The following is a 25,705-nucleotide window of genomic DNA, read 5'->3' on the forward strand; positions in this document are numbered from 1 at the left end:
AAGCACCGCTCGGCGGCCGAGGGAAGGCTCTCGCCCGGTTCGCCGCGGAGGACGGACCGGGCATGCCCTCCCCGAGCCCCGTTCCGGAGCGGACCTTGCGGCGCGGACGGACGGGCGGGAGTCGATACGCTGTCGGCATGAGCACCGATGGACTCGCCGCCGCGCAGCAGAAGATGCAGGACGCCGGGGTCGCGCAGACCGCGATCGACGTCTTCACCCACTACTACGGACAGCTCGAGGAGGGGGTCACCGGCTCGATCCCCGAGGGCACGATCGATCCCTATCTCGACCCGCCCCGCCTCGAGGACGTCTCGATCGACCCGGCGCATGCCAAGTCCGTCTTCGACCAGCTGGTGGTCATCAACCTCAACGGCGGTCTCGGCACGTCGATGGGCATGGACCGGGCGAAGTCCCTCCTGCCCGTCCGCGACGGGAAGAGCTTCCTCGAGCTGATCGTCGAGCAGGTCCTCGCCGCCCGCCGTGCGACCGGCTCGCGTCTGCCGCTGGTCTTCATGAACTCCTTCCGCACTCGCGAGGACACCCTCGAGGTGCTCGCGAAGTACCCCGATCTGCCCGTCGGCGACCTGCCGCTGGACTTCCTGCAGAACAAGGAGCCCAAGCTCCGCGTCGACGACCTCCACCCCGTCACCTGGGACGCCGACCCGGACCTCGAGTGGTGCCCGCCCGGCCACGGCGACATCTACACCGCCCTGCAGACCTCCGGCCTGCTGCAGCAGCTGCTCGACGCCGGGTTCAAGTACGCCTCCGTCTCCAACTCCGACAACCTCGGCACGGTCCCCAGCCCGGTGCTTGCCTCGTGGTTTGCTTCCACCGGCGCGCCCTACGCCGCCGAGCTGTGCCGCCGCACCCCCGCGGACCGCAAGGGCGGCCACCTCGCGGTGCGGAAGTCCGACGGCCGGCTCATACTGCGCGACACGGCGCAGACCCCGGCCGAGGAGATGGACTACTTCACCGACGAGCACCGCCACCCGTTCTTCCACACCAACAACCTGTGGTGGGACCTCGAGCAGCTTCAGGCGATCCTCGCGGAGCGCGACGGCGTCATGGGCCTGCCCCTGATCCGCAACGAGAAGACGGTCGACCCGGCCGACAAGGCCTCGACCCCCGTCTTTCAGATCGAGTCCGCGATGGGTGCCGCGATCGAGGTATTCGACGGGGCGACCGCGATCGTGGTGGGTCGTGACCGCTTCCTTCCGGTGAAAGCCACGAGCGACCTGCTGCTGGTCCGCTCCGACCTCTACGACCTCGACGAGCGCGGCGCCCTGGTGCAGCGGGTCGAGTCGGTGCCGACGGTGTCGCTCGATGCCGGCTCGTACAAGCTGATCGGCGACTTCGAGGCCCGCTTCCCCCAAGGTGTGCCCTCGCTGCGCGAGGCTCGCAGCGTGGAGGTGAAGGGTGACTGGACCTTCGGCGCCGACGTCTCGCTGATCGGGGACGCCGTGCTCGGCGAGGAGGGCGGCGCGGTGCCCGAGGGCGCCCGCGTCGGCACCGCCGGCTGAGGGCTGCGTTTGGACCGCTCTTCTCGCCGGTGAGTGTTGCCTTTGGACCGCTTCTGCCCGTCGAGTGTTGCGTTCAGACCGCTTCGAGGGGCCGGTGACGGTCCGAATGCAGCACTCGGCGCAGCGACGAGGGACGCCTCTGCGGTCTCGTCGGCGACGTCGGAGCCTGACCCTGACGTCTGTCACCGGAATGGGGAGGACCCATGCGTTCCCGCGGTGACCTGGGCGATGCGCAGGGACACGGGGGACCACGCTGCGGTCGGCCGATGCTGTGGGCATGCCGCACGCCCCGAGCCCGCTCCCCGAAGGCCTGACTCATGCCGTCTTCACCACCCGGGAGTCGCTCGAGGCAGGGGCCAGCCGGTCGCGGCTCCGGCGCGATGATCTGGTCTCCGTCGCGCCCGGACTGTGGGCGCTGAGAGATCGCGTGGTCACCGAGAGGGAAATCGTCGGCGCCCTGTGCCGGCGGGACCCCGAGGCCTTCGCCGCCGGTCTGACCGCCGCCCGGCTCTGGGGACTGCCCCTGCCCGGGGTCCTCGCGGACTCGGTGACGGAGACTCCACGGCAGTCCCGGGTCGGGGACGGAGGGAGCATCCATCGCCCCGCGCGGAACACCATCGACGGTCGGATCCACATGGCCCGCGGGGAGTCTCGTCCCGGGGAGACGGCGCTGGTGCGGTGGAGCCTGCTGGACGCTCCCGTCGTCCGGCTCGTCGATCGCCGAGATCGGGCACCCGGCGTCCGGCTCACCACCAGGCTCGGGACGTTCCTCGACCTCGGTCCGCGGATCAGTCTCGAGGCCCTCGTCGCGGTCGGGGACCATCTCGTTCTGAGACCGCGACCTCGATTCGAGGGACGGGCCGAACCCTATGCGACCCTCGAGGAGCTGCACGCGGCCGTCGCGGAGTACCGGGGTCGGGGAGCGCGCCAGATTCGTCAGGCCGTCGCGCTGGTCAGGATGAGCAGCGACTCCGCGCCGGAGACCGCGCTGCGGCTGGCCATGGTCGCCGCAGGCCTGCCGGAGCCGCTGGCGAACGCGCCGGCCACCGAGGAGGACCACAGCGGTCGGGTCCTCGATCTCGGCGAGCCCGATCTGCACTGGCCGGAGAGGAAGGTGGCGCTGGAGCACGACGGGCCGACGCACCTCGATCGGGCGCAGCAGAGCCGTGACATCGCGCGGGGTGACCGACGAATGCAGGCCGGCTGGGTCGAGCTGCGCACCTCCGCGGAGGACCTCCTCCACGGGTGCCGACGGGCGGTCGACCGGGTGCGGCGGGAGCTGATGCGCCGCGGGTGGCGACCCGGACAGGACGGCTGACGCCCGGACCGGCCCCTAGGGGAGTCAGGAGTCACGAGCACCTTCGCGCCCATGCACCGCCACCGGACGGGCGGGGCGAGGACCCTCAGCTCAGGTGCCGCCAGAGCGGCCGGCCGAGCGCGGCGAGGGCGAGAGTGCGGGCGAATCCCGCCTGATCCAGGAGGTGCGTCCCGGACTCCGTCTCCCGCGAGCCGGTGACGAGATCGGTCTCGGGGTCGCGGCGATCCTCCCAGAGACGCGCCGCGTAGGCCTCGACGATCGTGCGCCCCTGGACCTGCGCGCCCAGCACCGACTCAGCGAGCAGGAGATTGGAGGCGAGGATGGCGTTGAACTGGATCGGCTGGGTGTCCAGCCCCGCCCCGCAGGTGAACGGCTCGTAGAAGCCGATGATCGCCTCGACCAGGGAGAGCGCGCGCTCCCGGTACTCCTTCTCGCCGGTGATCTCGTAGGCGAGGACCTCGCAGCCGAGCGGCACGCCCTGGTTGTACGTCCACTGGGTGCGGTCGATCGCGCCGTCGGGCTTGATGTTGTCCCAGTACAGGCCGTTCGGCGCGAGCAGGGTGTCCCGGCCCCAGGCCATCCAGCGCAGCGCGTCCTCGAGCGCCTTCTCCTCGCCCGTGAGCTGGTACCAGCGCAGCGCGACCTTCGCCGAGGGGAAGGTGGACACGGTGTTGCGGTCGTGGTTCCAGTCGCCCTGGGTCCAGTCGATCCCGCCGGGAGAGGCGAGAGTGGGATCGGTGGACTCACCCGAGCGGAACAGCTCGAGCAGCTGGCCGACCCGGTCCAGATCACCGCGGGCACCGCCCGTGAACAGGTGCTGCTCGATCTCGAGCAGGGCGATCCAGTCGTTGTCGTCGTAGAAGAAGTCGCCGTTGGCGCCATCGGTGGAGTTGGTGGCGGCGGTGTAGCCGGGCAGGCCGGTGGTGCCTCCGGCCGGGTACCAGTAGTGCTCCTGGGCGCGGATCAGGGCGGCGTCGGCCGCTGCGGTGTCGAGATTCCCCGTGTCCGCGCCGGGTCCGGGGCCGTCGAGGGCGGCGATCAGCTCGGTCAGCGCGGCGCGGGCCTGGGACAGCGGCCACACGTAGGTGAACTCCGGATCGTGCTCCTGGCGGGGGTACTGCTCGATCAGCATGTCCGCGTCGGTCTCGGCCCGGAAATGCGTGAGCAGGGAGGAGGTCGCGGCGACGGCCCGGGAGGCCGCCTCCCGCGGGGTGACGGCGGCGGGATCGCGCACGACGGGGGAGGTCCTTCCGGAGGGGGCGGCGAGGGCGGCGGGGGAGAACGCTGCGACGGACGCCACCCCGGTCAGGGCGGTGGCGGCGGTCAGGGCGGTCCGACGGGTGGGTGTGGACACGGTGCACCTCGATGTGCGGTGGGGGACAGCGGTCCCGCGACACGCTAGTGCGATTCCCACGTCGGCACACCCGCTTCGCGCAGATCGGCCTCTCCGTGGCCGGCGGCAGCGTGGCCGCAGGTCCGGTCGCCCGCGGCCGACGGCCTGCCGCTCAGGCCGGGCCGCGCTCCCAGCCCGCGCCGCCGGTGAGGTCCAGGGGATGCGGCAGGGGGTTCCCGTAGCGATGATCCGTCGCGCTGATCGCCTGCTCCCGGAGGAAGGCGAGCAGCTCGACGCGTCCGCTCGCGACCGGGTCCCCGGTGAACAGGGCGATGTCGATCCGGGCCGCGGCCGCCGCGCGCAGCTCCTCGCCGATCCGTCCCAGCACCCGCACGCGGGGCACGGCGAGTTCCCCGTAGCGACCGGCGAATGTCGCGGCGTCCTCGACGGTCACCTCCGCGAAGCCCTCGTCGGCCGCGGCCTGCACGAGCTCGGAGGCGGCGACGGACACCTCGACCTCGGCACCCGCCGTCTGGGCGGCGTGGACCACACGGCGCAGTTGCGCGGCGGTGGTGCCCTGCTCGGCGCGCACGAGCACCGGCAGCGGCAGGTATCGCAGGACGTTGATCTCTCCGTGCAGGTCCTGCTCGTCCCGCGGGGCGAAGAGACCGGCGCGGTGCTCGCGGTCCGAGCGGCGGGCCGCCTCGAGCCAGGCCGGATCGGAGGGCTTGGGCAGCGTCTCCGCCTCGGCGTGGTCCATCAGGTGCACGAGGTAGTTGGGGCCGCCGGCCTTCGCGGTCTGCCCGATCGCGGACCGCTTCCAGCCGCCGAAGGGCTGGCGCTGCACGATCGCGCCCGTGATGCCGCGGTTCACGTACAGGTTCCCGGCCTCGACGTGCTCGGTCCACCAGGCGATCTCGGCCGGGTCCAGGGAGTGCAGACCCGCGGTGAGCCCGAAGTCGGTGCCGTTCTGCATCCGCACCGCGTCCGCGAGCGTCGGGGCCTCCATGATGCCGAGCACCGGCCCGAAGTACTCGGTGCGGTGGAAGGCGGATCCCTCCCGGACCCCGGTGCGCACGCCGGGGGAGAACAGACGTCCCTCGTCGTCGAGGGGCTTCGGCTCGGCGAGCCAGCTCTCGCCGGGACCGAGCTCGGTGAGCCCGGCGCGGAGCTTCTCCCCGGGCGCCTCGATGACGGGGCCCATCTGGGCGGTGGGCTCGATCGGGTGGTCGACGTCGAGGCTCAGGACCGCGTCGGCGAGCTGGGCGTAGAAACGCCGCGAGCGGGCCACGGACCCGACCACGATCGCGAGCGAGGCGGCCGAGCACTTCTGCCCGGCGTGGCCGAAGGCGCTCGCGGCCAGGTCCCGGGCGGCGAGATCCAGATCCGCCTGCGGAGTCACCACGATCGCGTTCTTCCCGCTGGTCTCGGCGAGGATCCGCAGCTCGGGCCGCCACGAGGCGAACAGTGCCGCGGTCTCCGAGGCGCCCGTGAGGATCAGCTGGTCGATGCGAGGATCGGAGATCAGCGCCCGGCCGGTCTCGTCCTCGGGGACGTCCAGGACCGTCAGCACCCCGTCCGGGAAGCCCGCCTCCTGGAGCAGCCGTCCCAGCAGGGCGCCGCAGCGCAGCGCCTGCGGGGCGGGCTTCATGAGCACCGCGCTGCCGGTCACGAGCGCCGCGAGCACGCCGCCGGTCGGGATCGCGATCGGGAAGTTCCACGGCGGGGTGACCAAGGTGAGCGGCCGGGGGGTCGAGACCAGCTCGGGGTGCGCGGCGAGCCGCTCAGCCTGCTCGGCGTAATAGAGGGCGAAGTCGATCGCCTCGGACACCTCCGGGTCGCCCTGCTCGAGGGTCTTGCCGGTCTCGTCGGCCATCACCTCGAGCAGCTCCGCACGGTGCGCGGCCAGCACCCCGGCGGCGCGGCGCAGGAGCATCGCGCGCTTCTCGACGGGGAGCGCCGCCCAGCGCGGTTGGGCCGCGAGCGCGCGGGTGATCGCGGCGTCGACCTCCTCGGCGGACTCGACGCGAGCCGCCCGCGCCTCCCGCTCGCCGAGGGTCGAGCAGCGGATGCGCCGCGTGATCCTCTCGGCCCAGGCCTGGTTCGCGGGGGTCGACAGGTCGGTGTCGGGGGTGTTGCGGAAGGCTCCGGGGACGGACGGGATCGTCTCGGTGTTCAGCTCGACGCGCCCGCCGCTCGCCTCGTGGCTGCGGTCCTGGACGCGATGCGTGGGGACGGAGGTCTCGCCGAGGGCCCGCTCGAGGGCGCGCGCGAACCGCCCCTCCTCCCGGGCGAAGAGCTCGTCGCTGTCCTCGAGCCGGAAAGCGGCGGACAGGAAGTTCTCGGAGGAGGCGTTCTCCTCGAGCCGGCGCACCAGGTAGGACACCGCCACGTCGAAGTGCCGGGGGTGCACGACGGGGACGTACAGGCGCATGGTGCCGACGGTCTCCCGCACCACCGCCTGCTGGGCGGGCGCCATGCCGGCGAGCATCTCGAACTCGACGCCGCTGTCCGGCCCGGCGGGGATGCCCCGTTCGCGCATCAGCAGGTGCGCGAAGGCGAGGTCGAAGAGATTGTGGCCGGCGACGCCGAGATCCACCGACGCGAGCCGTTCCGGGTGCAGGGCCTCCAGGAGCATCCGCTTGTACTGGGCATCGGTCTCCTCCTTGCTGCCGAGCGGAGCCGCGGGCCAGCCGTGCACGGAGGCGTCGACCCGTTCCATGGCCAGGTTCGCGCCCTTGACCAGGCGCACCTTGATCGGGGCGCCGCCCGCGGCGACCCGCTTCTCGGCGAAGGCGCGCAGGCGGGCCATCGCCCGCGGGGCGTCGGGGAGATACGCCTGCAGCACGATCCCGGCATGCAGGTGCTCGAGCTCGGGCCGGTCCAGCAGCTTCTCGAAGACCCTCAAGGTCAGCTCGAGATCGCGGTACTCCTCCATGTCCATGTTGAGGAAGGTGGGCTGCTCGGCGCGAGCGGAGACCAGGTAGAGGGGGAGCAGGGTCTCGACGATGTGGTCGACGGTGCGGTCCGCGGCCCACAGGGGCAGGTGGTCCACGACGGAGGAGACCTTGATCGACACGTAGTCGACGTCGGGGCGCCGCACCAGCTCGTGGACGCCCTCGAGGCGGCGCGCGGCCTCCTGCGCCCCGAGCACGGCCTCGCCGAGCAGGTTGATGTTCAAGGTGGTGCCGTCGGCGGTGAGGCGGGTGATGGCGGAGGAGAGCGGTCGGGGCCGGGCGTCGACGATCAGGTGCGAGACCATGCGCCGCATCGCGGCCTGCGCGGCGGGCACCACGGCCGACGGGGCGAGGCGGGAGGCGGTGCCGCCGAGGGAGACCGCGCGGCGCAGGGCGCCGGGGAGGAAGGCCGGCGGGTCCTGGGCGAGGCGGCGCAGCTCGACGGCCGCCGCCCGCGGGTCCTCGGGGCGGATCACCCGGTCCACGAAGGCGAGCGTGAAGTCGAGTCCCTTCGGATCCTGCAGCAGGTCGGAGAGCAGGCGGGCGGGGGCCGGGGTGGGCCGGGTGGCCGCGGCGGCCAACCAGGTGCGCACCTGCGCGGACACGTCCTCGACGGTGAGGCCGGTGGGGGCGGGAGCGGGGGATGCGGTCTCGGACTGCGTGGACAACTCGGTGACTCCTCGGACGCCGGGATCGCCGGCGGGTGATGCGGTGCGGGCGTCGTCGCCCACGGCGATCGTAGTTCCTCCGCGCGGTTCCGCGGCGCCGATCCCTGGCCGTTCCCGGACCGTGATCGCTAGTCTCGGGATGTCAATGCGTGCGGACCGCGGTCCGGCGCAGCAGTCCCGAGTGCAAGGGAGAGCACCATGAAGAAGTTCATCTTTCTAGCCGGCGTGGCGATCGGCGTCGTGATCGGATCCTCGATGGGACGGGGCCCGTACGAGTCCCTCGAGCGCACCGCCCGCCAGGTCGCCGACGACCCCGAGGTCAAGCGTCGCGCCGCGCAGGCGAAGGACGCCGCCGAGAAGGCCGCGCACGAGGCGGCGGACACCGTGAAGGCGAAGGCCCCCGAGGTCGCGGCCACCGTGCAGGAGGCCGTGGGATCCGCGGCGGCCGGGGCGAAGCAGCGCCTGGCGGGTAGGGACACCGAGGGTGCCGACGGGGCCCAGGGCGTCGACAAGTCCGAGGATCTCACCGCCGCGGCCGACGGGGTCGCCGCGAGCGAGTCCGCCGCGGGCGGCGACGCCGAGGTCTCCGAGGGCGGTCCGCTCAGCTCCTGAGCACGGAGGCCGACGGGCCCGCCGCCTGACGGGAGGGCCCTGATCGTCTGCGTCCCAGCCGCAGAACCCGACGGCCGGGGTGCCGTGCTCAGCCGAGCACGCGCACCCCGGCCGTCGTCTGCTCGTCGAGGAAGCACGGTCCGCACAGCGACATGTAGGTGACGGCCCCGGAGTCCTCGCCGTCGATCGCGACCTGCTCGCCCTCGAAGACGAACCGCTCCCCGACCCGGCGACAGTTAAACTCGGCCTGCGAGCCGCAGCGGCACATGGTGGGCAGCTTCTCGACGTTGTCGGCGAGCTCGAAGAGGCGCTGGGCTCCGGGGAAGGTCGCCGTGCGGAAGTCGGTGCGCAGTCCGTAGCAGATCACCGAGATCCCGTCCCGCTTCGCGATCAGGAAGAGCTGGTCGATCTGGTCGGGCTCGAGGAACTGCGCCTCGTCGACGAGGACGCAGTGCAGCGGCAGCAGCTCCCGCTCCCGTGCGAAGCTGAGCACGTGCTCCCGGAGGTCCTCGCCGGCATGGGCGAGGACGTCGACGCGGCGCCGGGCACCGCCGCGGGCCACCACCCAGTCCTCGCCCTTGGTGTCCAGGGCGGGCTTGACGGTGAGGGTCGCGAGGCCCCGCTCGTCGTAGTTGTAGGCGGTCTTGATCAGCGTGTCGGACTTGCCGGAGTTCATCGCTCCGTACTTGAAGTGCAGCTTGGCCATCGGGCCGGGTCCCTCCCGGGGATCGGGGTCGTGGTCAGAACTGGTCCATGACGGCAGGCCGCGGACCGGAGAGCAGCGCGTCGAGCAGTGCGCGGGCCGGGGCGTCGGCCCGGGCGCCGAGGCCCAGCCGTTCGGCGTCGGCGATCGAGCGCCCGCCGATCAGCAGCAGCGCGGCGGCATGCACGTCGAGATGTACAGAGCCGGACACTCCGCCGACGTCGGACCCGTCGGCCGCACCGTCCAGGTCCACCGCGACCCGCCCGTCGGCGATCCGCACGACGAACTCGCCCGCGGCCCGGGCGGTGCCGGCGGGGACCGTGTCATCGGTGACGACGAGGCGCAACGTGCCCTCGAGCCCCGCGGGCGCCGGACGGGCTGAGAGTGCGGCGGCGGTGTCGATGACCCGCACCATCACCCAGGGCTGCAGCTGCGGATCCATGCGCGTGCGCCCTCCGGGGAGGGCGTCGAGCAGGGGATCCTCGGCCCGCACGCGGATCCGCGCCTGCTCGGTCACCGTGGACCAGGTGCCGAGCGAGCGGAGCAGGGCGAGGCGGTCCTCGCGGGTGCGGCCGAGCACCTCGTGGACCTCGAGGCCGATGCCCTCCTCGCCGCCTGTGCGGGTGAAGGAGAGGTAGCCGCGGTCGGTGCCGTCCTCGCCGGCCAGCAGCACCGCCTCCCAGGTGCCGCCCGGGTGCCCGGTCGGGAACAGCGGCCCCTCCCGGGTCAGCATGCCGTTGTCCCCGGCGGTCAGCTCGCGGTAGAGGACGCGGACCCGCTCGAAGGACTCCGCGGTCACGGGCTCGAGGCGGGTCCCGGGCACGGGCCGCAGGCGCTGCAGGTCGAGCAGCGGCACCTGGATCTTCTGCACCTGGGTGACGATCTGATAGCCGAGCGCGCGATAGATCGCGACGTTCGCCGGGTAGAGCATCGAGAAGGCCATGCCCTCGGCGGCGCAGCGGGAGATCACCGCGGTCATCAGGTCGCGGAAGAGCCCGCCGGCACGGTGCGCGGGATGCACGGCGACCCCGCCGATCCCGCCGCAGTCGGCCGTGCCGCCGCCGAGCGCGATCCGGTCCCGACGGATCTGCGCCCCCGCGGCGATGACCCCGTCGGCCCCGCCCGGCAGATCGGCGGACGAGATGCCCAGCGGGATCAGCCCGGGGGAGAAGGGACGGGCCTCCTGCTCGGGGACCGGGCCGCCGCCGAAGGCGAGTCGGGTGAGCCGCTGATAGGGGAGGAGGTCGTCGGCGGTGAGCTCGCGTGCACGCATGCCGAGGAGTCTAGGGGCGGTGCTGTTGCATACTGACCTCGGCCTGATCCCGACCGAGGAGGCGCCGTGAACCCACGCCGAGACCGTCCCACGACGGGGACGCCGCGCCCGGCCTCGCGCAAGCCGTACACGCGCCCGAACCGCGCGCAGCGGGCGGGCCGCGAGGAGCTGTTCAAGCGCCTCTCCGCCGGGGACCCGCGCTCCGAGCAGAACCCGCAGCGGCGCATCCCCGTGGGCCTGTCGACCTCGTCGGTCTTCCCGGCCGGTGTCGAGGAATGCTTCCGTCTCGCGGCCGAGATCGGCTACGACGGGATCGAGGTGATGGTCTCCTACGCCAAGGACAGCCAGGACCCGGACCGGCTGCGCGAGTACGTCGAGCGGTACGAGCAGCCGATCCTCTCGCTGCACGCCCCGACCCTCTTCCTGCTCCAGGGCCTGTGGGGCCGGGATCCATGGGTGAAGATCGAGCGCACGGTCGAGCTGGCGAAGGAGCTGGAGGTGCCGACGGTGGTCGCGCACCCGCCGTTCCGCTGGCAGGGCTCCTATGCGAAGGAGTTCGTAGCGGGGGTGGCCGAGCTCGAGGCGCGCCACGGCATCGCGATCGCGGTCGAGAACATGTACCCGTGGCGGCTCGGCGTGCGGGAGCTGATGACCTACCTCCCGGACCACGACCCCACCGACGAGGACTACGAGCACGTGACCGTGGACCTCTCCCATGCCGCGACCGCGGGCGACGACGCGCTCGCGATGATCGATCGTCTCGGGGACCGGCTCACGCACCTGCATCTCGCCGACGGCTCCGGACGCACGACCAAGGACGAGCACCTCCCGCCCGGCGAGGGCAACCAGCCGTGCGCCGAGGTGCTGCGCCGTCTCGCGAACCGCGGGTGGCAGGGATCCGTGCTGCTCGAGGTCTCCACGAGCGGCAACGCCGAGACGCGCGAGCAGGTGCTGCGCCAGTGCCTGCTGTTCGCCCGGCACCACCTCGGCCACCACCTCGACGACGGCGACCAGGGCGAGGACTCGCGGGGTGGGGCGCCGCAGGGCGGGGGAACCGACCGGGCCGAGGGCGGCGACCCCGCCTGAGCGACGTGGGATCCGCCACCCCGTCGGACACCCTCCAGGGGCGGGTGTGACAATGGCCGATGCATGCGCCGGGCGGCCATGCGACGAGACACGGCACGGAACGAACGAGGTACAGCGCGCAGATGGCCAGTGGGAACGGGAACACGGGATTCGTCCATCAGAACGCGAGCCTGCTCTCGGTGGAGATGTCGCTGCCGCAGGTCACGGTCACCTCCGACGAGATCGACGAGATGCTCGCGCCCGCCCGCAAGCGGCTCCGTCTGCCCAGGGGCGTGCTGCAGCGCGTGGCCGGCGTCTACGAGCGCCGCTGGTGGCGTGATCGGGAGAACGGCTGGCGGCAGGGCGTGGTCCTCGCCGCTGAGCGCGCCATCGCCAAGGCCGGGATCGTCCGCGACCAGGTGGACCTGATCATCAACGCCTCGGTGTCCCGCCAGCACCTCGAGCCCGCGGTCGCCACGACCGTGCACCACTCGCTGGGCCTGCCCACGAGCGCGATGAACTTCGACATCACCAACGCCTGCCTGGGCTTCGTCAACGCGATGACCATGGCGGCCGGCATGATCGACTCCGGCCAGATCCGCTACGCGCTGATCGTCGGTGCGGAGGACGTCGAGCGGGCCCAGCGCGGCACCATCGATCGGCTGAACTCCAAGACCGCGGTGCGCGAGGATTTCAACAACCAGTTCGCGGCGCTCACCCTCGGATCCGGGGCCGCGGCCGCCGTGCTCGGCCCGGCCGACGCCCACCCCGAGGGTCACCGCCTGATCCGCACCGAGGCGCGGGCCGGCACCCAGCACCACGAGCTGTGCATCGGCGACATGCACGACATGCGCACCGACTCCGCGGGACTGCTGGAGAACGGGATCAGCCTGATCCTCGACACCTGGAAGGCCGCCAACGAGGCCGGTCACGACTTCCGCTCGATCGAGCACATCATCCCGCACCAGGTCTCGATGGTGTACACCCGCAACTTCTCCACGATCACCGGGGTGGGCATGGATCGCATCCCGGTGACCTTCCCCGACTGGGGGAACATCGCCGCCGAGGCGGTGCCGATGACCCTCGCCCACCACCAGGGCAACATCGCGCGCGGGGAGCGCGTGCTGCTGCTCGGCGTGGGCTCCGGACTGAACACCGCGATGATGGAGGTCCAGTGGTGACCGAGCGACAGAGCGGCCGCCGCCGCGCGCAGGCCCCCGAGATCCCCGCCCTCCCGGGCGTCGACGCCCGGCTCAGCCGGACCCTCGAGGTGCGCGACCACACCGGCACGCCCCGCCGCTGGCACCTGCTGGATTCCGCCCCGTGGCTCGCCGAGCGCGGCATCGCCCCGCGTGGCACCCTGCTCGCCGTCCACGGCAACCCCACCTACTCCTTCCTGTTCCGCTCCCTGATCCGCGAGGACATCCCCTGGCGGGTCATCGCCGTGGACCAGCTGGACATGGGCTGGTCCGAGCGCACCGGCGTCACCCGCCGGTACCAGGACCGCATCACCGACCTGTCCCTGCTCACCGACGCGCTCTCCCTGCGTGGCCCCGTGGTGACCGTCGGGCACGACTGGGGCGGTCTGATCTCCTCCGGCTGGGCGCTCGACAACCGGCACGACCTGGCCGGGATGGTCCTCACCAACACCGGGGTGCACCAGGAGATCGAGGAGGCGCTGCCGAAGGCGCTGCAGCTCGCCTCGGCCCCCGGATTCCGCACCGCCTCCACCTCCCTCACCGACGCCTTCCTGCGCACGACCCTCGCGCTGTCGTCGCCGCCGCTGCCGAAGGAGGTCCAGGACGCTTATCTCGCCCCGTACCGCGGCCGCTCGCGCCGCCTGGGCATCGACCAGTTCGTCGCCGACATCCCCGCCGCCGCGGACCATCCCTCGCGCGCGACCCTCGAGCGGGTCGCCCAGGGCCTCACCGAGCTCCACGTCCCGACCCTGATGGCGTGGGGGCCGCGGGACATCACCTTCTCCGACCGCTTCCTGCGGGACCTGCTGACCCGGGTGCCCCATGCGGACGTGCACCGCTTCGAGGGCGCCTCCCACCTGGTGTGGGAGGACGCCGACGTCGCGGGCCTGGTCGCGGACTGGCTGCGCGCCCGTTTCGGCGAGTCCGAGAAGCCGCTGGATCCCGCGGCGAGCACCGCCTGGACACCGGTGTCGGCCGCCGCCGAGCCCGCCCCGGAGCGGCACGTCGGCGAGCCCATCGCACGCCTCGCTGCCGATCCGCGGCACGCCCACAGTCCCGCCGTCGTCGAGATGGACGGCGGGGACGGCGAGCCGCGCGAGATCTCCTGGTCGCTGCTGAACCGTCGGGTGGACGACATCGCCGCGGGTCTCCTCGGCCACGGCGTGCGCCCCGGCGACCGGGTGAGTGTGCTGATCACCCCCGGCGCCGATCTGACCGCCGTGCTCTACGCCTGCCTGCGCATCGGCGCCGTCGCGGTCATCGCCGACGCGGGCCTCGGGGTCGCCGGACTGTCGCGCGCCGTCATCGGCTCGCACCCGGACTGGATCATCGCGATCCCGAAGGCCCTCGCCGCCGCGCGGGCGCTCGGCTGGCCGGGCCGCCGGATCAGCGTCGAGCAGCTGCCGACGCTGGATCGCACCGCCTTCGGCGTCGAGACCTCGATCGCGCAGCTCGCCCGCTCCGGCTCGCTGATGCGCGATCTGGGCGCGCCTCTCGAGGCGAGCTGGCCCGATCCCGAGGACGACGCCGCGATCCTGTTCACCTCCGGCTCGACCGGGCCCGCGAAGGGCGCCGTCTACACCCATCGGCAGATGAGCGCGATGTTCACGGCGGTCGGCGACACCCTCCAGCTGGACCCGGAGCGGGGACTGGTCGCGGGCTTCGCGCCCTTCGCCCTGCTCGGTCCGGCGCTCGGCGCCCCCACCGTGGTGCCGGACATGGACATCACCCGGCCCGGGGAGCTCACCGCCTCCGCGCTGGCCGATGCGATCGCGGCCCTCGGCGAACCGGCCGTGTTCACCGCCCCCGCCGCGCTGCGCAACATCCTGGACACCGCGAAGGACCTCGACGAGCACGGCCGGGCCGCCCTCGCCTCCGCCGCGAGCTTCTTCTCCGCCGGCGCCCCGATCCCCGCGCACCTCCTGCGCGGGCTGCGGGACCTGATGCCCCACGCCCGCGCGCTCACCCCCTACGGCATGACCGAGTGCCTCGCCGTCGCCGCGATCGACCTCGAGGGCATCGAGGCCGCCGGGGAGGGCTCCGGCGTGTGCGTCGGCACCCCTGTCCCGCGGGTGCAGGTCGCGATCGCCGCGATGGACGCCGAGGGCCGCACCACCGGCGAGATCACCACCGCGCCGGGCGTCACCGGTGAGGTGCTGATCCGCGCCCCCCATGTGCGCGACCGCTACCTCATGCTGTGGGGCACCACCCACGCGTCGATGCGCTTCGCGGGATGGCACGCCTCCGGCGACGTCGGCCACCTCGACGAGGCCGGACGACTCTGGATCGAGGGCCGCGCCGCGCACGTGCTCGCGACGGCCGCCGGTCTGCTCACCCCCGTGCAGGTGGAGGAGGCCGCCGAGTCGGTGCCGACGGTGCGCCGCGCCGGCGCCGCCGTCGTCGGCCCCCGCGGCACCCAGCAGATCGTCGTGATCCTCGAGACCGAAGACGGCTACCGGCCCGGAAAGGCGGGGAAGCCCCGCGCCGCCGAGACCTCCCTGCAGGAGGCAGTGCGCCGCGCCGTGCGCGACCGCACCGGGGCCGAGGTCGTCGCGGTGTTCACCACGCGAGCCCTGCCCACCGACATCCGCCACAACTCGAAGATCGATCGCGCCGCGCTGTCCCGCTGGGCGGGGCAGACCCTCCGCGGAGAGCGGGCGGACTCCTTGTGAGCGGGATGAAGGTGCTGGTCACCGGCGCCTCCGGGATGCTGGGCGGTGCCGTCGCGAGCCTGCTGCGGGATCGTGGGGCGGAGGTCTCCGCGTTCCAGCGCCGCCCGGCCGGGATCCGGGGCGTCACCGACGTGCGCGGCGACCTGACCGATGCGGAGGACGTCCGGCGCGCCGTCGACGGGGTCGACGCCGTCGTGCACCTCGCGGCGAAGGTCTCGATCTCCGGACCGGAGGAGGAGTACCGGGCGATCAACATCGGCGGCACCTCCCACGTGGTCGAGGCACTGCGCTCCCGGGGCGGCGGCGCGCTCGTGAACGTCTCGTCGCCGTCGGTCGCGCACCTGGGCCGCGCCATCGAGGGGCTCGACGCGACCGCGGCCGATCCCGAGCGGGCCCGCGGCCCGTACTCCCGCACGAAGGCCTCCGCCGAGCTGCTCGCGATGGCCGCCGACGGGTCCGACGGACTGCTCGTGACCAGCGTCCGCCCGCACATCGTGTGGGGTCCGGGGGACACCCAGCTGGTGGGGCGGATCGTGGACCGTGCCGCGAGCGGGCGACTGCCTCTGCTCGACGAGGGCATGGCCCTGATCGACACCACCTATGTCGACAACGCCGCCTCCGCGATCGTCGCGGCGCTGGACCGCATCGAGGACGTGCACGGCGAGAGCTTCGTGGTCACGAACGGGGAGCCCCGCACCGTCCGCGACGTCTTCCACGGCTGGTGCGACGCCGCCGGCGTGCCCCGGCCCCGTCTGCGGGTGCCCGGAGCCGCCGCACGCCTCGCCGGTCGGGTCATCGAGCGGCTGTGGGAGGTGCGGCCCGGAACCGACGAGCCGCCCATGACCGAGTTCCTCGCCGAGCAGATGTCCACCGCTCACTGGTTCGACCAGCGGCGCACCCAGGAGCGCCTCCACTGGAGGCCCGAGGTGTCCCTCGACGAGGGCAACGAGCGCCTCGCCGCCTGGTTCCGGGAGCACCCCGTGCGCGGCTGACCCTCCCCGTCCCGCGCGCCCGGCGCCCCGTCCCCTCGTTCCCGTCCCCTCGTTCCCGTCTTCTCCCGTTCCTACGTCCTGGAAGCGCAGCCCATGAGCGACACCGCCAGCCCCGCAGCCTCGTCCGACGCACCCCGAGGAGCGGCGACCGATCCCGAGCAGGGCTCGGACGTTGAGCACGATTCGGACGTTGAGCACGATTCGGACGCCGAGCTGCTCGCCGAGGTCGAGGCCGAGATCGTTGCCGCACGCGCCGCCCGACGACGCGCTCCTGCCCGCACCACGGGCCTGGTGCTGCTGATCGGCGGCCTCGTGGGCTGGCTCGCGGCGTTGACGCTGATGATCGACAAGGAGTACCTGCTCGAGAACCCGGGCGCCTCCCTCTCCTGCGACATCAACCCGTTCATCTCCTGCGGCAACGTGATGATGACCTGGCAGGCGAGCGCTCTGGGCCTGCCGAACCAGGCGATCGGCCTGGCGGGCTTCGCGATCATGGGGGCGATCGGCGCGCTGATGATCTCCGGCACGACGCTGCCGCGCTGGTTCCGCTGGGCACGGCTCGGCGGCATGACCTTCGCCTTCGGGTACATCCACTTCCTGGCGATCTCGGCGATCTTCGTGATCCGCGCCCTGTGCCCGTGGTGCATGGTGGTGTGGACGGTCACGGCGCCGATGTTCTTCGCGACGCTCGCCCACACGATCGAGGCGGGGGACCTGCGCCTCCCGACGCCCCTCGCCCGCGTGCTGCGGCACTGGGTGGTGCTGACCCTCGCCTGGTACCTGCTGGTGATCCTGGTGATCGCCGCCGGCTTCTGGCGGCAGTGGCTCGCGACCTTCGGGCTGATCTGACGAACTGATCTGAGAGCCTGATCCGATGGGCTGATCTGACAGGCTGATCAGAGCCCGCCCCTCAGCGGGCGGCGCGTCGAGCCCGGCAGATCTCCATGACCATGCGCTGCACCGACCAGCGGGGATCGCGGCCGGCACCCTTCACCTCATGATCCGCGCGCGCCACCGCCTCGAGCGCCCGGGCGAGGGAACGGTCGTTCCAGGCCCGCGCCTCGCGTCCGAGGTTGCGCAGCATCCAGTCCGGCATGCCCAGGGTGCGGGCGCTCGCGTTCGGGGCGGTGACCTTCGCGAGCGAGCGCATCTTCGAGGCGATCGCGGCGACGATCGGCACGGGATCGGCCCCGGCGAGCTGAGCCTGCTGGAGGAGCTGCAGCGCCTCCTGCTCGCGCCCGGCGATCGCGGCGTCGGCCACGGCGAAGGCGGTGGACTCGACACGACCGGCCGTGAGGGCGTGGACGTCCTCGAGGCTCACCACCGGTGCCTGCTGCCCCGGCTCGGGCATGGAGTCGTGGATGAGCTGACGGCTGATGGCGGCGAGCTCGGAGAGATCGGTGCCGAAGGCGTCCACGAGCGCGCCGAGAGCCTCCGGCTGGATCCGGCGCTCGGCGCGGGCGAACTCCGCGGCGACGAAGGCCTGCTTGTCCTGCAGGCGCTTCACAGGGCTCGCGTCGACCCGCGGCACCCCCGCCTTCTTCAGCGCGTCCAGCAGCTTCTTCCCGCGGTTGCCGCCGCGGTGGATGAGGACCAGGGTGACATCCGATTCGGGCCGCGGCAGGTAGTCGAGCAGCTCGCCGACCAGGGCGTCCGGGGCGGACTGCAGCTCGGGCACCACCACGAAGCGCGACTCCCCGAAGAGCGACGGGCTCGCGACCTGCGCGAGTGCTCCCGCCCCCGCGGACTCGCCCACCAGCTCGTGGACCGCGACCGAGGGATCGGCCTCCTGGGCGAGGCGCCGCAGCCGCTCGAGGGCGCGCGAGGCGATCAGCGGCTCGGTGCCCTGGAGGAGCACGATCGGGGCGAGGGGGACGCTGTGCCACTCGACATCGCTCACGGGAGCTCCTGACTGCTCGGGGACCCGCACGATCCTAGCGGGCGGGGCCGACGGAGCGTGGCGCCCCGGGGTCGTCGGCGGGGAGGACGACGGTGCCGTGTCGGTCGGTGCGCACAGCCCGGGTGCCCGTGTCGGCGAGCAGGTCCAGGAGGTCGTCCGTGGGATGGCCGAAGGTGTTGTCGGCGCCTACGGTGATCAGAGCGAGGTCCGCGTCCAGCTGGGCGTACAGACCCGGATCCTGACGCCGCGAGCCGTGATGGGCGACCTTGAGGAGGTCCGTCGGCCCGGGATCGAGCGCCGCCAGCTCGGCCTGCGCGACGGGCTCCAGGTCGCCGAGACTCACCAGGCGCGTGCCGTCGGGCCAGCGCACGGACAGGGCGAGTGAGCAGTCGTTCGCGGCATCGCCCTCCCCGGAGCCGTCCTCACGGGCAGCGGCCGATTGTGCCGCCTCCGCGCTCGGCGGCCACAGCACCTCGAGCGCGAGCCCGTCCCGCTCCCAGGCGTCCCCCGTGCGGGCGGCCCGCGCGGCGGGACCGGGCACGACCTGCCCGGCGGCCTCGGGCAGCGGACAGATCCACTGCTCGGCCGGGAGGCGGGCACCGGAGAGTGCGGCCCGGCCCCCGGTGTGGTCCGCATGCGGATGGGACAGGACGAGCAGGTCGATCCGCTGCACCCCCAGCCGATCCAGGCACTCGCGCAGCGGCTCGGGCTCCGGTCCGGTGTCGATCAGGACGGTCACCGCCCGCGCCGGCGGCCCGATTGAGCGCAGCAGCACCGCATCCCCCTGGCCGACGGCGCAGGCGGCGACGATCCACTCCGGGGAGCTCGTCCCGGGCAGCACCACCCGTCCGACGGTCGGTGCCAGCAGGGCGACCAGTGCGGCCGCGCTCGCCCAGCGCACCAGCCGTCGTCGACGGCCAGCGATCGCGAGGGCGAGGCCGAGGATCGCCGCGATCGCGAGGAGCACCCCAGCGGTCCCCTCGGGCACGGAGATCCGTGAGCCGGGCAGGGCGTCCGCCGTGCGGGCCACGAGCAGCACCAGGTGAGCGCCGCCCGCGGCGACCGTGAACAGCACGGCGGCGACCCCGGGCAGCACCGGGCCCAGCACGAGGGCGACGAGGCCGATCACGGTCGAGGGCACGACGAGGGGCCCAACGATCATGTTCACGGGGACTGCCCAGACGGACACCTCGGGGGAGAGCAGGATCAGCAGCGGGGTGCAGGCGAGCTGGGCGACGAGGGGCACGGCGAGGACGAGCGCGGTGGTCTCCCCGATCCGCTCGCCGCTCATCGCGACCAGCGCGCGGCCGAGCGGGGGCGCGGCGAGAAGGATCGCGGCGGTCGCGAGGGCGGAGAGCAGGAAACCGATCGAGGCGGCGGTGACGGGGTCGAGCACCGACCACAGCGCGATCGTCAGCGCGAGGGCCGCGACGGGGGAGGCGCGCACCCCAGCGAAGCGGGCGGCGAGGAGCGGCGCGGCCATGGTCGCGGCGCGCTGCACGCTCGGCTCGTCCCCGACGATCCACACGTAGCCGGCCATCGCCAGGCCTGCCAGGGCGATTCGCGGCCGTCGGCGCACCCCGGCGAGCAGCAGCGGCCCCAGCACCGCGGCGAGCACCAGGGCGATGTTCGCGCCGGAGACCGCGACCAGGTGCGAGATCCCGGCGCGCTGCATGATCTCCTCGCTGCGAGCGCTCAGGCCCGCGGTGTCCCCGGTGGTCATGCCGCGGGCGAGCGCGGCCTCGTCCGGGGGCAGGTGGGAGGTCGCCTCCCTCGCCTCGGCGCGCAGCCGGTGCCGCAGTTCCTGGGCGTGGCCCACCGGACCGCCCCGGCCGAGCACCGTCACCTCGTGCGCGCGCAGGACCAGCAGGCCTCCCGAGGCGGAGAGGGTGCCGCGCACGAGGAGGTGGTCGCTGTCCCGGGCCCGGCCGAGGTCTTCGGCGGCCGCTCCGTCGGCGCGCAGCAGCAGGGGGACGGAGGCGGGCAGGCGGCTCTCCTCACGGCCGATGCGGACGGTGCCGCGGACGGTGCGCGCCATCGTCTGCAGGCCGCCGCGACTCCACGCGGGTCCGCTCGTCGGCGCTGCCGGGTCTCCACCGGCGACGAGCGTGAGCTCGACGATCCGTCCCGACGCGGCGGCGTCCTCGAGCGCGGTGTCGGTGCCGCTGTGCCGGAGCAGGGCGGGGAACAGCAGCGCCCCGGCGAGGACCACCACGGCCACATGCGCGAACAGACCTTGTGCGGTGCTGGTGCCGCCGGTCAGCAGGATCGCGGTGAGGACGAAGGCGATGAGGACGGCGCACGCGGCGATCGCGGCGGCGGCCCCCGCGGTGACGCCGAGGACGGCGAGAGCCCAGACGGCGGTGGCGCCGGGGAGCAGAAGCAGGTCGGAGCGGCGCATCGGGAGCTCACACGGTGGCGAGAGGACGGATCTTCTCGAGGGTCGCGGGGCCGATCCCCGAGACCTCGAGCAGGTCGTCGACTGAGGTGAAGGGGCCGTTCGCCTCGCGATGGTCGACGATCCGCTGCGCGATCGCGGGGCCCACCCCGGGCAGCTCGTCGAGCTGCTGCACCGTCGCGGTGTTGAGGTCGATCGGAGACGCTGCGGAGGCGGGGGCGCCGTCTCCGGCGCCGGGCTCCCCGGAGGACCCCGCCGGGGCCGCGGCCACGGGCGGCGGCTCCTCCCCGGGCCGGGGGACGTGCACCTGCTCGCCGTCGGTCAGGGGCCGGGCGAGATTGATCGCCGAGAGGTCCGCCTCCTCGGTGGACCCCCCGGCCGCGCGCAGCGCATCGTCGACGCGGGACCCCGCGGGCAGGCGCACGAGACCCGGCGCCGTGACCGCGCCGGAGACGTGCACGACCACCTCGTCGGTGCTCTCCGCTTCGTTCCCGGCCGAGTCCTCCGGGGCGGTCGGGGGCTGCGCTGAGGGAGTCGCGGACGTCGCCCCGCTCCCCGCACTGCTCCCGGCACCGCTCGCCGTCTCCCCGGCGCCCGTGGGTACCGCCGCGCCCGTCACGGCGGTCTCGTCGAGGGGGACGGCGGTGCCGGCGCTCGAGAGATGGATGACGCCGCCCCCGATGAGCACGAGCACCGCGAGGCCGACGAGCGCCGCGGGCGTCGGCGCGGGGAGGCGGCGCAGGCGGGAGGGCCGCTGCGGGGCGTGGTCGCGGAGACGGACCATCGGCTCGTCCGCATCGAGCGGCTCCGGCTCGTCGCGCGGGACGGTTCCGGGCCCCGCCGGCGCCCGCCGGTGGCGCGCGGCCCGCCGGGACCCGCGCCCTGCTTCTCGTGATGATCCCATGGCGCGACCGTAGATCGGGGCACCGCTGAGCGCGTCCGGAGCGTGACGGTTGGGGACGGACCGCCCTTGGGGAGGAACAATCCGGGCCGCCGGTGGCGTCCGGGATGCCGATGGGGGAGGGGGCCGCGGTTGTCCCGCGGCCCCGGGGACGCAGCCCGCCCCGTCGGATCATCGCGCGCAGCGGACCCGGACGCGGAAGAGCCCCGCATGCCGGGGCATGCGGGGCTCTCCCGAGGCGTGGTGCCGGGTGATCAGGCCTGGACGGAGGCCACCAGCTTGGCGAGACCGGACTTGCGGTTCGCGGCCTGGTTCTGGTGGATGACGCCCTTGGAGACGGCCTTGTCGAGCTTGCGCGTGGCGAGCTTCAGCGCCTCGCCGGCGGCGTCGGCGTCGCCCGCGGTGACGGCAGCGCGCACCTTGCGCACGTAGGTCTTGAGCTCGGACTTGTACGCACGGTTGCGCAGGCGCGCCTTCTCGTTCGTCTTGTTCCGCTTGATCTGGGACTTGATGTTTGCCACGAAGACTCTTCTCTTGTGATGCTCTGGTGGATCTCCCGCGGCGGCCGAGGACCGGCATCGACGGGGACGGCGGTGGGGATTCGCCTGGAGACGTCGGTACCGGGACGCTGCCACGAGTACTCATCCGGGTCGCAGATCCCTCGACCCTGACACGGCGGGTCGATGGCTTGCGCACACCGAACGGTATGTCACACATACGGAGAGGGACTCTAGCAGAGCGGGACCCCGCCACGAACCCTATGTGCGGCGTGTCTCGTCGATGATCGGCCTGGTCATCGGCCTCACCAGCCGTGCACCTGGCGCACCGCCTCGGCGACGCGGTCGTAGCGGTCGCGGTCCAGCCGGGCCCCCTCGCGGCGCACCGTCCCGGGTGCGATCCGGAGCAGCCGGTCGGCGCGCACCTCGGAGGGGCGCCCCTGCGCGTCCCAGTCCCCGGCGCCGATGTCCACCCACGTCGCACCGTGCTCGTCGGTGGAGACCCCGCCGGTGGCGGCGCGGTCGCGGGAGGTGAGCATCAGGGCGATCAGCACGTCACCGCTGCCGTCCCGTCCTCCGACGGCGGCGTCCTCGTGACCCAGGACCAGCACCGGGCGGTCCTTCCCACGGGTGATGTCCTCCTCGAACGGCACCCAGGCCCAGGCGATCTCGCCCGGATCGGCGTGATCGTCCTCCCGGGGCGCGTACTCGAGCGCGAGCGGGTCGGAGCCGGTGCGGTCGTGCAGCGCGCCGGCGCTCTCGGCGTCGTCCGAGGATCGCTGTCCCGCGGACTCCGGTCCGGGACGGTCCGGGGTGTCGGTCCGGCGGGCCGGGGAGTCGGACGCGCCCGGGCGGCGCGCCTCCTGCGGAGCGTCGCGTCGGCCCTCCCGGACGGTCTCGAGCGCCTCCCGCCCGAGTCGCGTGACCCCGCGACGGATCTGCGGATCGCGGGCGAGGGTGCGGGCGAGGGAACCGAGCCGGGACAGCAGCGACATGGGTCGTCTCTTCCTGGGCGCTCTCGCCCGAGCCGAGGTGGGGACGGTGTTAGATGGTACGCATGACCTCCACCCCGCTGTTCCGGAGCGTCGACCCCAGCGCGGGCAACGACGAGATGTTCGCGCCCGACGGCGTCGTGCGCCCCACCTACGCCGCCCTGCACGAGGCGCTCTCGGGGCTCGGCCCCGAGGAGTTCCGCGCCCGCTCCGAGTCGCTCGCCCGCAGTTATCTCGACCAGGGCATCACCTTCGACTATGCGGGGGAGGAGCGCCCCTTCCCGATCGACGCGATCCCCCGGGTGATCGACGCCGAGGAGTGGGCGCGCGTCTCGCGGGGCATCGCGCAGCGCGTCCGCGCCCTCGAGCACTTCCTCGACGACCTCTACACCGAGGAGCGCGCGGTCGCCGACGGGGTGATCCCCGAGCAGCTGGTTCGCTCCTCGACCTATGTCGTCGACGCGATGCGCGGCTACCGGCCGCCGAACGGCGTGCGCATCCATATCTCCGGCATCGACCTCGTGCGCGACGGCTCGGGCGAGTTCCGCGTGCTCGAGGACAACGTCCGCACCCCCAGCGGGGTCAGCTACGTCCTCTCCAACCGCCGCGCCATGGCGCAGACCTTCCCGGAGCTGTTCACGAGCCGCCCCGTGCGCCGGGTCGGCGAGTACCCGGGCCGGCTGCTCTCCGCCCTGCAGGCCGCCGCCCCGGACACCGCGGAGGAGGACCCGACCATCGTCGTCCTCACCCCGGGCCGCTTCAACAGCGCGTACTTCGAGCATTCCCTGCTCGCACGGACGATGGGCGTCGAGCTGGTCGAGGCCGGCGACCTCGTGGAGCGCAATGACCGCATCTACATGCGCACCACCGCCGGACTGCGCCGCGTCGACGTCATCTACAAGCGCACCGACGACGACTTCATCGACCCCGAGGTGTTCCGCCCCGACTCCATGCTCGGCGTGCCCGGTCTGGTCCGGGCGATCCTCGCGGGCACGGTCGTCGTCGCGAACGCGATCGGCAACGGCATCGGCGACGACAAGCTGACCTACACCTACGTGCCCGACCTGGTGCGCTACTACCTCTCGGAGGAGCCGATCCTCCCCAACGTCGACACCTGGCGCCTCGAGGAACCCGAGTCCCTCGCCGAGGTGCTCGACCGGCTCGACGAGCTGGTGGTCAAGCCCGTCGACGGCTCCGGGGGGAAGGGCATCGTGATCGGTCCCGCTGCGAGCACCGCGGAGCTCGACGCCCTGCGGGAGCGGCTGCGCGCCGACCCCCGAGGCTGGATCGCGCAGCCCGTCGTGCAGCTCTCCACCATCCCCACCCTCGTCGAGGACGGGCCCGAGCCGCGCCACGTGGACCTGCGCCCCTTCGCCCTGAACAGCGGCGACGACGTGTGGGTGCTGCCCGGTGGACTGACCCGGGTCGCCCTGCCTCGCGGCGAGATGATCGTGAACTCCTCCCGCGGCGGCGGCTCCAAGGACACCTGGGTGCTCGCTCCCGAGCGCTCGGCCCCGGGGGCCGGACCCGCCGCCGGCGAGGTCCCGTCGGCCGTCTTCGCGGAGGAGGGGATCGAGGACCCCACCGACCTCGACGGCGACGAGTTCGACGACCCCCGCGAGGAGGCAGCCGAGCCGAGCGTCCGCGAGCCCGCGCCGGTCACCGCCGCGATCCCGCTGATCGACGTGGAGGACGCCCTGGACCTGGAGACCGACACCGCGCCGAAGGGGGCCGAAGATGCTCAGTAGGATCGCCGACTCGATGTTCTGGATCGGCCGCTACGTCGAGCGAGCCGACCAGACCGCTCGCATCCTCGACGTGGGGCTGCAGTCCCTCACCGAGGACCCGGACCTCGGGGTCTCCGACTCCTGCCGCGCGCTGTACGAGATCTTCGGGATCCAGCGGCCGGCCGAGGAACAGCTCACCGTGCAGGAGGTGCTCGAGGACCTGGTCACCGATCGTGCGAACCCCTCCTCGGTCGCCGGGGCGCTGCAGGCGGCGCGGGAGAACGCGCGCGGCGCCCGCGAGGTGCTGTCCACCGAGGTGTGGGAGTCGCTCAACGCCACCACCCTCGGCCTGCCCCGTCAGCTGTGGCCCTCCCGGATGCACGGCGCCTTCCAGTACGCCACGGACCGCTGCGCCGTGGTGACGGGCCTGATCGACTCCTCGATGACCCGTGACGAGGCATGGCTGTTCCTGCGCATCGGCCAGCTGCTCGAGCGGGTGGACATGCTCGCCCGAGTCCTGCAGGGGCACGACCTCGAGAACACCACCGACGCCTCGACCGTGCTGCTGCTGCGCACCTGCAGCGCCCACGAGGCGTACATCCGCTCCTACCGCGGGCGGGTGCGGGCCTCGCGCGCGATCGAGTTCCTGCTGCTGGACTCGATCTTCCCGCGCTCGGCCGCGTACTGCCTGATGGAGGTCGACGAGGCGCTCGACACCCTCGCCAAGCTCCACGGCTCGACCTTCGACCGTATGGGCACCGAGGAGCCGGGACGGCGGATCGTGGGCCGCGCCGCGGCGAGCCTCCGCTTCCGCTCCCTCGAGGACCTGGTCGCGGACTTCGAGGAGGAGATGGAGCAGCTGCAGATGGTCACGGGCGCCGTCACCCGCGCCCTCGGCGCGACCTACTTCCATCCCGCGAGCTGAGCGAGGGGCACCCCGGACCCGACGAGCCGGTGTGACGTCGGCCCGTCGGCGCC

General features: G+C 73.1%; 19 protein-coding genes. 10 read left to right on the top strand and 9 right to left on the bottom strand.

Translation table 11 applies throughout. The features are described from left to right. The first annotated feature begins 137 nt into the window (after positions 1-137). Positions 138-1,520 carry a UTP--glucose-1-phosphate uridylyltransferase gene (locus tag ACZCAH_RS01870; RefSeq protein ID WP_464339454.1) on the top strand — a complete coding sequence of 461 codons (1,383 nt, stop codon included), beginning with the start codon at positions 138-140 and terminating at the stop codon, positions 1,518-1,520. Between the two features lie 277 nt (positions 1,521-1,797). After that, complete coding sequence (locus ACZCAH_RS01875) at positions 1,798-2,838, top strand: hypothetical protein (protein ID WP_464339455.1); 1,041 nt, start codon at positions 1,798-1,800, stop codon at positions 2,836-2,838. An 85-nt stretch (positions 2,839-2,923) separates the two neighbouring features. Here ACZCAH_RS01875 and ACZCAH_RS01880 read toward each other — a convergent pair whose 3' ends face one another. Both ACZCAH_RS01880 and ACZCAH_RS01885 read right to left on the bottom strand, forming a co-directional pair. Next, entirely contained in the window at positions 2,924-4,192 is a 1,269-nt protein-coding gene (locus ACZCAH_RS01880; RefSeq protein WP_464339456.1) for a glycoside hydrolase family 76 protein, read from the bottom strand. A 151-nt stretch (positions 4,193-4,343) separates the two neighbouring features. Next, entirely contained in the window at positions 4,344-7,796 is a 3,453-nt protein-coding gene (locus ACZCAH_RS01885) for a bifunctional proline dehydrogenase/L-glutamate gamma-semialdehyde dehydrogenase (RefSeq protein ID WP_464339457.1), read from the bottom strand. Positions 7,797-7,994: 198 nt separating this feature from the next. Here ACZCAH_RS01885 and ACZCAH_RS01890 point away from each other — a divergent pair, with 198 nt between their 5' ends. Continuing rightward, entirely contained in the window at positions 7,995-8,408 is a 414-nt protein-coding gene (locus ACZCAH_RS01890; RefSeq protein ID WP_464339458.1) for a hypothetical protein, read from the top strand. A gap of 88 nt (positions 8,409-8,496) precedes the next feature. Here the strand turns inward: ACZCAH_RS01890 and ACZCAH_RS01895 are convergent, their stop codons facing one another. Both ACZCAH_RS01895 and ACZCAH_RS01900 read right to left on the bottom strand, forming a co-directional pair. Next, positions 8,497-9,114 carry a thymidine kinase gene (locus ACZCAH_RS01895; protein ID WP_464339459.1) on the bottom strand — a complete coding sequence of 206 codons (618 nt, stop codon included), beginning with the start codon at positions 9,112-9,114 and terminating at the stop codon, positions 8,497-8,499. Between the two features lie 34 nt (positions 9,115-9,148). After that, positions 9,149-10,384 (bottom strand): GNAT family N-acetyltransferase, encoded by a 1,236-nt coding sequence (locus ACZCAH_RS01900; protein ID WP_464339460.1) that lies wholly within the window; start codon positions 10,382-10,384, stop codon positions 9,149-9,151. Positions 10,385-10,450: 66 nt separating this feature from the next. Here ACZCAH_RS01900 and ACZCAH_RS01905 point away from each other — a divergent pair, with 66 nt between their 5' ends. From ACZCAH_RS01905 to ACZCAH_RS01925, 5 genes are all read left to right on the top strand, one after another. After that, the gene (locus tag ACZCAH_RS01905; protein ID WP_464339461.1) at positions 10,451-11,470 is read left to right on the top strand and encodes a sugar phosphate isomerase/epimerase family protein; all 1,020 of its coding nucleotides are present in this window, start codon (positions 10,451-10,453) and stop codon (positions 11,468-11,470) included. 122 nt (positions 11,471-11,592) lie between these two features. After that, entirely contained in the window at positions 11,593-12,630 is a 1,038-nt protein-coding gene (locus ACZCAH_RS01910; RefSeq protein WP_464339462.1) for a 3-oxoacyl-ACP synthase III, read from the top strand. After that, complete coding sequence (locus tag ACZCAH_RS01915) at positions 12,627-15,320, top strand: alpha/beta fold hydrolase (RefSeq protein ID WP_464339463.1); 2,694 nt, start codon at positions 12,627-12,629, stop codon at positions 15,318-15,320. Before ACZCAH_RS01910 ends, ACZCAH_RS01915 begins: the two co-directional genes overlap by 4 nt. 5 nt (positions 15,321-15,325) lie before the next feature. Next, complete coding sequence (locus tag ACZCAH_RS01920) at positions 15,326-16,312, top strand: NAD-dependent epimerase/dehydratase family protein (RefSeq protein WP_464339800.1); 987 nt, start codon at positions 15,326-15,328, stop codon at positions 16,310-16,312. A 93-nt stretch (positions 16,313-16,405) separates the two neighbouring features. Continuing rightward, positions 16,406-17,161 (top strand): vitamin K epoxide reductase family protein, encoded by a 756-nt coding sequence (locus tag ACZCAH_RS01925; RefSeq protein ID WP_464339464.1) that lies wholly within the window; start codon positions 16,406-16,408, stop codon positions 17,159-17,161. A 61-nt stretch (positions 17,162-17,222) separates the two neighbouring features. Here the strand turns inward: ACZCAH_RS01925 and holA are convergent, their stop codons facing one another. From holA to ACZCAH_RS01950, 5 genes are all read right to left on the bottom strand, one after another. Continuing rightward, positions 17,223-18,212 (bottom strand): DNA polymerase III subunit delta, encoded by a 990-nt coding sequence (gene holA, locus ACZCAH_RS01930; RefSeq protein ID WP_464339465.1) that lies wholly within the window; start codon positions 18,210-18,212, stop codon positions 17,223-17,225. A gap of 34 nt (positions 18,213-18,246) precedes the next feature. Beyond that, positions 18,247-20,613: a ComEC/Rec2 family competence protein gene (locus tag ACZCAH_RS01935; RefSeq protein WP_464339466.1), complete on the bottom strand. Its 2,367-nt coding sequence runs from the start codon at positions 20,611-20,613 to the stop codon at positions 18,247-18,249. Between the two features lie 7 nt (positions 20,614-20,620). Continuing rightward, positions 20,621-21,394 carry a ComEA family DNA-binding protein gene (locus tag ACZCAH_RS01940; protein WP_464339467.1) on the bottom strand — a complete coding sequence of 258 codons (774 nt, stop codon included), beginning with the start codon at positions 21,392-21,394 and terminating at the stop codon, positions 20,621-20,623. A 371-nt stretch (positions 21,395-21,765) separates the two neighbouring features. Next, the gene (rpsT, locus tag ACZCAH_RS01945; RefSeq protein ID WP_464339468.1) at positions 21,766-22,032 is read right to left on the bottom strand and encodes a 30S ribosomal protein S20; all 267 of its coding nucleotides are present in this window, start codon (positions 22,030-22,032) and stop codon (positions 21,766-21,768) included. Positions 22,033-22,313: 281 nt separating this feature from the next. Then, positions 22,314-23,003, bottom strand: a complete 690-nt coding sequence (locus ACZCAH_RS01950) for a type II toxin-antitoxin system PemK/MazF family toxin (RefSeq protein WP_464339469.1) — start codon at positions 23,001-23,003, stop codon at positions 22,314-22,316. Between the two features lie 62 nt (positions 23,004-23,065). Between ACZCAH_RS01950 and ACZCAH_RS01955 the strand changes: the two genes are divergently transcribed. Both ACZCAH_RS01955 and ACZCAH_RS01960 read left to right on the top strand, forming a co-directional pair. Beyond that, positions 23,066-24,748 carry a circularly permuted type 2 ATP-grasp protein gene (locus ACZCAH_RS01955; protein ID WP_464339470.1) on the top strand — a complete coding sequence of 561 codons (1,683 nt, stop codon included), beginning with the start codon at positions 23,066-23,068 and terminating at the stop codon, positions 24,746-24,748. Continuing rightward, positions 24,738-25,652 (top strand): alpha-E domain-containing protein, encoded by a 915-nt coding sequence (locus ACZCAH_RS01960; protein ID WP_464339471.1) that lies wholly within the window; start codon positions 24,738-24,740, stop codon positions 25,650-25,652. Before ACZCAH_RS01955 ends, ACZCAH_RS01960 begins: the two co-directional genes overlap by 11 nt. Positions 25,653-25,705 lie beyond the last annotated feature (53 nt).

The organism is Brachybacterium sp. B718/18 (assembly GCF_055454375.1).

What these genes read in the sequence shown, in the direction of transcription:
- ACZCAH_RS01870 (WP_464339454.1), top strand. Translation starts at nt 138, where the DNA reads ATGAGCACCGATGGACTCGCCGCCGCGCAGCAGAAGATGCAGGACGCC.
- ACZCAH_RS01875 (WP_464339455.1), top strand. Translation starts at nt 1,798, where the DNA reads ATGCCGCACGCCCCGAGCCCGCTCCCCGAAGGCCTGACTCATGCCGTC.
- ACZCAH_RS01890 (WP_464339458.1), top strand. Translation starts at nt 7,995, where the DNA reads ATGAAGAAGTTCATCTTTCTAGCCGGCGTGGCGATCGGCGTCGTGATC.
- ACZCAH_RS01895 (WP_464339459.1), bottom strand. Translation starts at nt 9,114, where the DNA reads ATGGCCAAGCTGCACTTCAAGTACGGAGCGATGAACTCCGGCAAGTCC.
- ACZCAH_RS01900 (WP_464339460.1), bottom strand. Translation starts at nt 10,384, where the DNA reads ATGCGTGCACGCGAGCTCACCGCCGACGACCTCCTCCCCTATCAGCGG.
- ACZCAH_RS01910 (WP_464339462.1), top strand. Translation starts at nt 11,593, where the DNA reads ATGGCCAGTGGGAACGGGAACACGGGATTCGTCCATCAGAACGCGAGC.
- ACZCAH_RS01920 (WP_464339800.1), top strand. Translation starts at nt 15,326, where the DNA reads ATGAAGGTGCTGGTCACCGGCGCCTCCGGGATGCTGGGCGGTGCCGTC.
- ACZCAH_RS01925 (WP_464339464.1), top strand. Translation starts at nt 16,406, where the DNA reads ATGAGCGACACCGCCAGCCCCGCAGCCTCGTCCGACGCACCCCGAGGA.
- ACZCAH_RS01935 (WP_464339466.1), bottom strand. Translation starts at nt 20,613, where the DNA reads ATGCGCCGCTCCGACCTGCTTCTGCTCCCCGGCGCCACCGCCGTCTGG.
- ACZCAH_RS01940 (WP_464339467.1), bottom strand. Translation starts at nt 21,394, where the DNA reads ATGGTCCGTCTCCGCGACCACGCCCCGCAGCGGCCCTCCCGCCTGCGC.
- ACZCAH_RS01950 (WP_464339469.1), bottom strand. Translation starts at nt 23,003, where the DNA reads ATGTCGCTGCTGTCCCGGCTCGGTTCCCTCGCCCGCACCCTCGCCCGC.
- ACZCAH_RS01955 (WP_464339470.1), top strand. Translation starts at nt 23,066, where the DNA reads ATGACCTCCACCCCGCTGTTCCGGAGCGTCGACCCCAGCGCGGGCAAC.
- ACZCAH_RS01960 (WP_464339471.1), top strand. Translation starts at nt 24,738, where the DNA reads ATGCTCAGTAGGATCGCCGACTCGATGTTCTGGATCGGCCGCTACGTC.